9 protein-coding genes are annotated in these 7,391 nt (G+C 72.0%); 5 read left to right on the plus strand and 4 right to left on the minus strand.

Annotated elements, in window-relative coordinates; all coding sequences use genetic code 11:
• Nucleotides 1-58: 58 nt before the first annotated feature.
• Together AC0ZLC_RS15800 and AC0ZLC_RS15805 are read right to left on the minus strand one after the other, a co-directional pair.
• Nucleotides 59-1,300, minus strand: coding sequence for an adenylate/guanylate cyclase domain-containing protein (locus AC0ZLC_RS15800; protein WP_476752575.1), 1,242 nt, complete (start codon nucleotides 1,298-1,300; stop codon nucleotides 59-61).
• 208 nt (nucleotides 1,301-1,508) lie between these two features.
• Nucleotides 1,509-2,393 (minus strand): biotin--[acetyl-CoA-carboxylase] ligase, encoded by an 885-nt coding sequence (locus AC0ZLC_RS15805; protein ID WP_476752576.1) that lies wholly within the window; start codon nucleotides 2,391-2,393, stop codon nucleotides 1,509-1,511.
• A gap of 129 nt (nucleotides 2,394-2,522) precedes the next feature.
• On the opposite strand from AC0ZLC_RS15805, the gene AC0ZLC_RS15810 reads away from it, so the two are divergent.
• Nucleotides 2,523-4,124 (plus strand): acyl-CoA carboxylase subunit beta, encoded by a 1,602-nt coding sequence (locus tag AC0ZLC_RS15810; RefSeq protein ID WP_476752577.1) that lies wholly within the window; start codon nucleotides 2,523-2,525, stop codon nucleotides 4,122-4,124.
• A gap of 17 nt (nucleotides 4,125-4,141) precedes the next feature.
• The gene (locus AC0ZLC_RS15815; protein WP_476752578.1) at nucleotides 4,142-4,348 is read left to right on the plus strand and encodes an acyl-CoA carboxylase epsilon subunit; all 207 of its coding nucleotides are present in this window, start codon (nucleotides 4,142-4,144) and stop codon (nucleotides 4,346-4,348) included.
• Here the strand turns inward: AC0ZLC_RS15815 and AC0ZLC_RS15820 are convergent.
• On the minus strand, nucleotides 4,345-5,493 hold the full coding sequence (locus AC0ZLC_RS15820; protein WP_476752579.1) for an SGNH/GDSL hydrolase family protein: 1,149 nt from the start codon (nucleotides 5,491-5,493) through the stop codon (nucleotides 4,345-4,347). The two genes, AC0ZLC_RS15815 and AC0ZLC_RS15820, sit on opposite strands and share 4 nt — an antisense overlap.
• A gap of 151 nt (nucleotides 5,494-5,644) precedes the next feature.
• Here AC0ZLC_RS15820 and mmpB point away from each other — a divergent pair, with 151 nt between their 5' ends.
• A complete protein-coding gene (gene mmpB / locus AC0ZLC_RS15825) occupies nucleotides 5,645-5,773 on the plus strand; it encodes a morphogenic membrane protein MmpB (RefSeq protein WP_476752580.1) in 129 nt (42 codons plus the stop codon).
• Between the two features lie 41 nt (nucleotides 5,774-5,814).
• Complete coding sequence (locus AC0ZLC_RS15830) at nucleotides 5,815-6,435, plus strand: Maf family protein (protein ID WP_476752581.1); 621 nt, start codon at nucleotides 5,815-5,817, stop codon at nucleotides 6,433-6,435.
• On the opposite strand, the gene AC0ZLC_RS15835 is transcribed toward AC0ZLC_RS15830, so the two are convergent.
• Nucleotides 6,436-6,909 carry a hypothetical protein gene (locus AC0ZLC_RS15835; RefSeq protein ID WP_476752582.1) on the minus strand — a complete coding sequence of 158 codons (474 nt, stop codon included), beginning with the start codon at nucleotides 6,907-6,909 and terminating at the stop codon, nucleotides 6,436-6,438.
• Nucleotides 6,910-7,263: 354 nt separating this feature from the next.
• On the opposite strand from AC0ZLC_RS15835, the gene AC0ZLC_RS15840 reads away from it, so the two are divergent.
• Nucleotides 7,264-7,391: biotin carboxylase N-terminal domain-containing protein (locus AC0ZLC_RS15840; protein WP_476752599.1), on the plus strand; the 128-nt coding region annotated here is incomplete at its 3' end.

Genomic DNA, 7,391 nt, shown 5'->3' on the forward strand with positions numbered 1-7,391 from the left:
CCCTTCCCGTCGTCACCCGGAGGGCAGCGTCGGAGTGCCGGGAGCGGGCTCTCGCGGCCTAGGGTGCCGCGTCCCGGCGGGTGAGGAGCCAGGGCTCGACCACACCGAGCCCGCGCACCGGCCGCTGCCACATCGGCTGGAGCGCGAAGCGGTAGGCGGGCGGCTCCTCGCCCTCCTTGTCCGCGGCGGCGGCGGCCTCGGCGGCCTCCGCCTCGGAGGCGGGCGCGTCGGTCGTGCGGATCAGCTCCTCCGCGAAGGCCCCGTCCACCAGGACCGCGTCCCGCGGCGCTATCGACGTCAGCCGGCTCGCCAGGTTCACCGTGGTGCCGAAGACGTCACCCATCCGGGTCGTCACCGTGCCGAAGGCGATGCCGACCCGCAGTTCCGGCATCGTCTCGTCGTTCGCCATCGTCTCGATGAGGCGCAGGGCGATCTCGGCGGCCACTCCGGCGTCGTCCGCCGCGTAGAGCACCTCGTCGCCCAGGGTCTTGATGAGCCGGCCGCCGTGCGCGGCCACCAGGTCGGCGGCGGTGGTCTCGAAGGCCTCGACGAGCTCGCCGAGCTCCTCCTCCTCCATCCGGCGGGTCAGCCGCGTGAACCCGACCAGGTCCGCGAAGCCGACGGCCAGGCGCCGGTCGACCATCTCCTCGTCGTCCGCGGCCTGCACGACGCGGCCGGTCGCGGCGGCGAGCTGGCGCCGCCACACGTAGACGATGAACTCCTCCAGTTCCGGCAGGAGCAGCTCGACCAGGGGGTACGTCACCTCGGTGCGGGTCATGCCCGGCTCGGGCGGCTCGGTCAGGCCCTCCAGGAAGGAGTCGATCTGCCACTCGGCGAGCCGCGCCGTGGTCTGTCCGGTGGAGCGGGCCACCTGCACGGCCATCGCCTCGCTCAGCAGCCCCGCCTCGACGAGACCGGCGAGGCGGCGCAGGGCGAGGACGTCCGCCTCCGTGAGCGCCTTGGCCTGGCCGATGTCGGCGAATCCCATGGCCCGCCAGAAACGGGACGCCAGCTCCATGGAGACGCCCGCGCTGCGGGCCGCCTGGAAGGGGGTGTAGCGGCGCTCGGCGCCGAGGATGAGCTGTTCGAGCCGCAGGGCGAGCGGGTCACCCTCGGGCCCCTGGCCGTCCTCGGCGTCGACCCGGTCGTGGGTGTCGGCCCGGCGGGCCGGTGCCTCCGTCCGGTCGTGGGTGTCGGCCCGGCCGCGCGGCCCGTCGGCGGCCGGTCCCGCGGCGCGCCCCGGCCCGGCGTCGGGATCGGGGTGTGCACCCGTGCCGGAGCCCGTGTCGTCGACGGTCACGCCTGCTGCCCTTCCGATCTGCCGCGGTCAGGTATCGACCGCGCTCAACTCTACGGCAGGTGTGCGCTGGCTCACTCCTGACTCGTACGGTCATGGGGCCGGTCCCGAAACCTTTCGCTCCGGCCGCCCCTTCCCTCGCCGACCTGGGACTCCTGCCCCGGGTCCCGCTTCTCGAACGCCACGGGGTCCGGCAGCGGCCGCCCGGCGGTCAGGCGGGCCGCAGATGCACGATGTCGCCCGCACCCACCGGCTGCTGCACGCCCTCCTCGGTGGCCAGCACCAGGCGGCCGTCCCCGTCGACGGCCACGGCTTCGCCGGTGATCGACGTGTCCCCGGGCAGTTCGGCCCGGACCACTCGCCCCAGGGTCGCGCACCCGGCGGCGTACGTCTCCTGGAGACCCGACCGCGCGGGGTCGCCGCCCGCCGCCCGCCACTTTCCGTACCACTCCTCCAGCGAGCGGAGCAGGGACCGCAGGACGGTGTCGCGGTCCGTCGACACCGCTCCGGCCAGCGCGAGCGACCCGGCTCCCGGCACCGGCAGCTCGTCCTTGCGCAGGGTGACGTTGAGGCCGATGCCGATGACGACGCCGTCGGGCCCTGCCCGCTCGGCGAGGATGCCGCCCGCCTTGCGTTCCTCGCCGTCGACGGTGACCAGCAGGTCGTTGGGCCACTTGAGTGCCGTGTCGACGCCCGCGGCACGGGGCAGCGCCGTCGCCACCGCGACCCCGGCGAGCAGCGGCAGCCAGCCCCAGCGCTCGACGGGCACCTCGGCGGGCCTCAGCAGGACGGAGAAGAAGAGGCCCGAGCGGGCCGGCGCGCTCCACCGGCGGTCCAGACGTCCGCGCCCGGCGTGCTGCTCCTCGGCGACCAGGACGGCCCCCTCGGCCAGGGTCCCGGCCCGCCCGGCCAGGTCGGTGTTGGTGGAGCCGGTCACGGGTACCACGTCGAGCGAGGACCACAGGCCGCCCTCCCGCACCAGCGCCCGGCGCAGGGCGGCGGCGTTCAGGGGCGGACGGTCCAGGTCCGACCAGCGGCTGCCGCGGGGGGCGTTGCCGGGCTCGTCGTTCGGGTCTGAGGAATCTCGCGGCGTCATGCAACCCACCCTAGGTGTGGTAAACGCCGCACTGCCGAACGGTATCCGCGCCACTACCCTACGAGTCAGTAGCAAGCCTGAGCACATCACCCTCACGTCCCCACTGAGCAGGCAGGGAGCCGCATCCCGATGTCCGAGCCGGAAGAGCTGCACCACCCCGACATCCACACCACCGCCGGCAAGCTCGCGGATCTGCAGCGCCGCATCCAAGAGGCGACGCACGCCGGCTCGGAGCGCGCCGTCGAGAAGCAGCACGCCAAGGGAAAGCTGACGGCGCGTGAGCGCATCGAACTGCTCCTCGACGAGGGTTCCTTCACCGAGCTGGACGAGTTCGCCCGGCACCGCTCCACCGACTTCGGCATGGAGGACAACCGTCCGTACGGCGACGGTGTCGTCACCGGGTACGGCACGGTCGACGGCCGCCCCGTCGCGGTGTTCTCGCAGGACTTCACCGTGTTCGGCGGCGCCCTGGGCGAGGTCTTCGGGCAGAAGATCATGAAGGTCATGGACTTCGCGCTGAAGACGGGCTGCCCGGTCGTCGGCATCAACGACTCCGGCGGCGCCCGCATCCAGGAGGGTGTGAGCGCGCTCGGCATGTACGGCGAGATCTTCCGCCGCAACACGCACGCGTCGGGCGTCATCCCGCAGATCAGCCTGGTCGTCGGCCCCTGCGCGGGGGGCGCCGTCTACTCGCCGGCCATCACCGACTTCACGGTCATGGTCGACCAGACCTCGCACATGTTCATCACCGGCCCGGACGTCATCAAGACCGTCACCGGCGAGGACGTCGGCTTCGAGGACCTGGGCGGCGCCCGTACGCACAACGCGACGTCCGGCGTGGCTCACCACATGGCGGGCGACGAGAAGGACGCCATCGAGTACGTCAAGCAGCTGCTGTCGTACCTGCCGTCCAACAACCTCAGCGAGCCGCCCGTCTTCCCCGACGAGGCGGACCTGACGCCGACGGACGAGGACCGCGAGCTGGACACGATCGTGCCGGACAGCGCGAACCAGCCGTACGACATGCACACGGTGATCGAACACGTCCTGGACGACGCGGAGTTCTTCGAGACGCAGGCGCTCTTCGCGCCGAACATCCTCACCGGCTTCGGCCGGGTCGAGGGTCACCCGGTGGGCATCGTCGCCAACCAGCCGATGCAGTTCGCGGGCTGTCTCGACATCGACGCGAGCGAGAAGGCCGCGCGGTTCGTGCGGACCTGCGACGCCTTCAACGTCCCCGTCCTGACCTTCGTGGACGTGCCGGGCTTCCTGCCGGGTGTCGACCAGGAGCACACGGGCATCATCCGCCGCGGCGCCAAGCTCATCTACGCGTACGCCGAGGCGACCGTCCCGCTGATCACGGTCATCACCCGCAAGGCCTTCGGCGGCGCCTACGACGTCATGGGCTCCAAGCACCTGGGCGCCGACCTCAACCTGGCGTGGCCGACCGCGCAGATCGCGGTGATGGGCGCGCAGGGCGCGGTGAACATCCTGCACCGGCGCACCATCGCGGCCGCGGAGGCCGCCGGCGAGGGGGAGGCGACCCGGGCCCGGCTCATCCAGGAGTACGAGGACGCTCTCCTCAACCCGTACACGGCGGCCGAGCGCGGCTACATCGACGGTGTGATCATGCCGTCCGACACCCGCTCCCACGTCGTACGGGGCCTGCGTCAGCTGCGGACCAAGCGGGCGTCCCTGCCCCCGAAGAAGCACGGCAACATCCCCCTCTAGGCCCCCTGGGAGCGGTTATGACGATCAAGGTCGTACGGGGCAATCCGACCCCGGAGGAGCTGGCCGCCGCACTGGCGGTGGTCCGGGTGCGCGCCGCGGCGGCGGACACGCCGTCCGGCGCGCCCCGCGAGCCCGAGGCGTGGGCGGACCCGGCACGGGTGGCGTCCCGCCGTGTGCCCGCCCCCGGTCCGAAGGCGTGGGGCCGCACCTACTGGCCCGGTTAGGGCCTCCCGGTCCTTCGGAGCAGTTCCGCGACGGCTTCGGCCATCACCGCGTATCCGGCGTCGTTCGGGTGCAGGTGGTCGCCGAAGTCGTACGCGGGGTGCAGCCGGTCCGGGTCCGCCGGGTCGGCGAGGGCCCCGCGCAGGTCCACCACCGCGTCCCACTCCCCGGCGCCGCGGATCCACTCGTTCACCTCGTGGCTCACCTTCGCCGCGTGCTCGCCCCAGTGGTCGGAGCCGCCGAACGGGAGCAGGGTCGAGCCGATCACCCGCAGGCCCCGGGCGCGGGCCTGGCGTATCAGCGAGCGGTAGCCGTCGATCAGTTCGCCGGCCTCGACGACCGGGGCCGGGTGGTAGGTGGGCTGTTCGTCGGTCTCACTGAAGCCGATGTCGTTGAGCCCTTGCAGGACGACGAGCGTGTCGACGCCGGGATGGCCGAGGACGTCGCGGGCCAGCCGGTGGACGCCCCTCTCGCCGTACCAGGCCGAGTCGTTGAGCAGCAGGTTGCCGCCGATACCCGCGTTGAGCACGGGCCGTCCCGTGAGCCGCGCGAGGGCGTCGGACCAGCGGCGGTCGGCGTCCGGTGTCGAACCGAAGCCGTCGGTGAGGGAGTCCCCGAAGAGCGCGACGGCGTCGCCGCGGCCCGCGTCGACCTCCACGGCCGTCAGGAAGTACCAGGACTCGTCACTCTCGTCGAAGCCGTCGCCCGTGACGTCCTCCAGCCGGTCGCCCGAGGCCCGGTATCCCGTCGTGAAGGCCTGGGCGTGGAAGGTCGCGGGGCCGGTGACGGTGTCGAAGTGGAGGGTGACGGTCAGTGACTGCCCCGCCTCCAGCGTGAGCCGCGCCGGGTCGCTGACGGCGCCGCCGCCCGCCGGCACCACGACGGCGTCCGCTCCCAGGAAGGTCAGCCGCCGGAGCGAACCCGGTTCGACGGCGGCTCCCGCGGCCGTACGGGCGACCGTGGCGCCCGCGATCCGCAGCGGCGAGGCCCCGTAGGCGTGGGAGAGGCGGACCCGGAGGCGGTCGCCGGCCGCGGTGACGCGGACGGTCTGGCGCAGCGACTGACGCCAGAAGCCTTCTCGCGAACGGTTGGGGGTGAAGCCCTCCGCGGGGCGCTGGGGCGACGCGGTCCAGGCGGTGGTGAACATGCAGTTCCCTCCCCAAAAGGGACCGGAGTTCCTTTAGTGACGCCCATGACGGTAGCAGGCAGTGACAGTTAATGAAACCTCGGAACCATTTAGGGAAGTTGAGTACGCGTACTCAGGCGTCCGGAACCTCCGCTACCGCACGATCGGAGACATGCTGTGGTCCGACCCCGAGAACGAGCCGCCCGAGGAACTGCGCGACATGCAGGACAAGCTGCGCCGCCTCGGCGTCCTCGTGGCGCTCGCCATGGTGCTCGCGATGATCGTCCTCGGCGTCCGGTGACCGCGCCGTGTCCGCCGGGACCACGCCGATACCCTGGCCGCATGACCGATCAGCCGCGCCGCCGCCTCGTGCTCGCCTCCCAGTCCCCCGCCCGGCTCGGCCTGCTGCGACAGGCCGGTCTCGATCCCGAGGTGATCGTGAGCGGCTTCGACGAGGACACCGTCACCGCCCCGACCCCCGCCGAACTCGCGCTCGCGCTCGCCGAGGCGAAGGCCTCCGTGGTCGCGGCGCGGCCCGAGGTGCGGGGCGCACTGGTGATCGGCTGCGACTCGGTCCTCGACCTGGACGGCGAGGCGCTCGGCAAGCCCGCCGACGCCGAGGAGGCCACCGCGCGCTGGAAGGCGATGCGCGGCCGGGCCGGCACGCTCCAGACCGGGCACTGCGTCTACGACACGACGGCCGGGCGCCACGTCTCGGCGACCGCGTCCACCGTGGTCCGCTTCGGCGAGCCCACCGACGCCGAGATCGCCGCGTACGTCGCCTCGGGCGAACCCCTCCACGTGGCCGGGGCGTTCACACTCGACGGACGCTCGGCCCCGTTCGTCGAGGGCATCGACGGCGACCACGGCAACGTCATCGGCATCTCCCTGCCCACCGTGCGCCGGCTGCTCGCCGAACTGGGCGTGGGCATCACGGACTTGTGGTCGCCACGCGACAGGTGATCAGGTGGCGGAGGGGGCCGGGGGTGCCGGGACCGACCCTCCCCCGCCGTCGCCCTTCTCCGGCGAGGCGTCCGCCGGGACCGTCCGGCGGTCGTACGCCATGAGGACGAGCACGATCAGGGCGAGCACCACCATCATGAAGGCGAACGCGCTCCAGCCGACCAGGCCCACGGCGAAGGCGCCGAGCAGCGCGTGCACCACGGCGGCGCTGATGAGCAGGATGCGGCCGATGCCGGCCGGGGGCCGGTCGCGCAGGGCCACCAGCAGCGCGGCCAGGCCGCACAGCGCGAAGTAGAGACCGAAGAGCAGCCCGCCGGCCTTCGAGGAGACGGACATCTTGTGCGGGTCGAGCCCGGCCAGGGACATGTCCTGCCGGTCGACGACCATCCCGAGGTACCAGTTCAGCAGCGCAATGCCGACCGCCTCCACGAAAAGCACGATCGCCGCCACCCACGCCGCCGGTCTGCGCACCACCGGTCCCCACCCACTTCCGCGTGCTGTTACCCCAAGTACGTTCGAGACAAGTGAACGCTACTAACGGGTAAACCTCGGGACAAGAGCCCGGCGGAGGGCAAAGAATCATTGGGCCATTCGTAGGGACTCCACAAAGAAACCCTGTGGGCCGCGGCACGCTCTCACAGAGACCTTGACCACATCGGAGGGCTAGGGTTCACGGGAGGATTCCCTCGTACCACGGTGCGACAAGGGTTTTCGTGGGTCGAGCGAGCCTCGGATCACGCTCCGTGTGGGCAAGCTCACCATTGGGGACGGGTCGAAAGGTCGTGTCGGCTGTCCCTAAACTCGGCTTGTTTCAAGGAGGGAGCCATCGTGCGCAAGGTGCTCATCGCCAACCGTGGCGAAATCGCTGTCCGCGTGGCCCGGGCGTGCCGGGATGCCGGGATCGCGAGCGTTGCCGTCTATGCCGAGCCGGACCGGGACGCTGTGCATGTCCGGGT

It is taken from the genome of Streptomyces sp. GLSS-08 (assembly GCF_056387915.1).

What these genes read in the sequence shown, in the direction of transcription:
- AC0ZLC_RS15830 (WP_476752581.1), top strand. Translation starts at nt 5,815, where the DNA reads ATGACCGATCAGCCGCGCCGCCGCCTCGTGCTCGCCTCCCAGTCCCCC.
- mmpB (WP_476752580.1), top strand. Translation starts at nt 5,645, where the DNA reads ATGCTGTGGTCCGACCCCGAGAACGAGCCGCCCGAGGAACTGCGCGAC.
- AC0ZLC_RS15805 (WP_476752576.1), bottom strand. Translation starts at nt 2,393, where the DNA reads ATGACGCCGCGAGATTCCTCAGACCCGAACGACGAGCCCGGCAACGCC.
- AC0ZLC_RS15820 (WP_476752579.1), bottom strand. Translation starts at nt 5,493, where the DNA reads ATGTTCACCACCGCCTGGACCGCGTCGCCCCAGCGCCCCGCGGAGGGC.
- AC0ZLC_RS15815 (WP_476752578.1), top strand. Translation starts at nt 4,142, where the DNA reads ATGACGATCAAGGTCGTACGGGGCAATCCGACCCCGGAGGAGCTGGCC.
- AC0ZLC_RS15810 (WP_476752577.1), top strand. Translation starts at nt 2,523, where the DNA reads ATGTCCGAGCCGGAAGAGCTGCACCACCCCGACATCCACACCACCGCC.